General features: G+C 60.6%; 1 protein-coding gene. It reads right to left on the minus strand.

From position 1 onward, the window contains the following. The coding region (locus KJQ96_RS39410) for an acetamidase/formamidase family protein (RefSeq protein ID WP_213291262.1) at positions 1 to 249 on the minus strand (249 nt) is incomplete at both ends.

A 249-nucleotide genomic window follows, 5' to 3' on the forward strand; every position in this document is an offset into this window, starting at 1 on the left:
TGCCGATCTTGCTGTTGGGTAGGTCGAGCACACCGACCATTCTCGATCTGTCGAACCGCCAGATAAAGAGCCGGTCCGGCACCGGATCGGTTACCATCGCGGTCTTGTATTCGGGCGCCAATGCTCCGAAGTAGGGGATCGAAGCTCCCCAGCCCCAGTCTCTGTTGAGGCCGATCCTGTCGATACGCACGACGAGTGTATCGCCGGGCTCGGCGCCCTCGATGAAGAATGGCCCGGTCTGTGGGTTGA

The sequence above is a fragment of the Bradyrhizobium sp. sGM-13 genome (assembly GCF_018398875.1).
Taxonomy (GTDB): domain Bacteria; phylum Pseudomonadota; class Alphaproteobacteria; order Rhizobiales; family Xanthobacteraceae; genus Bradyrhizobium.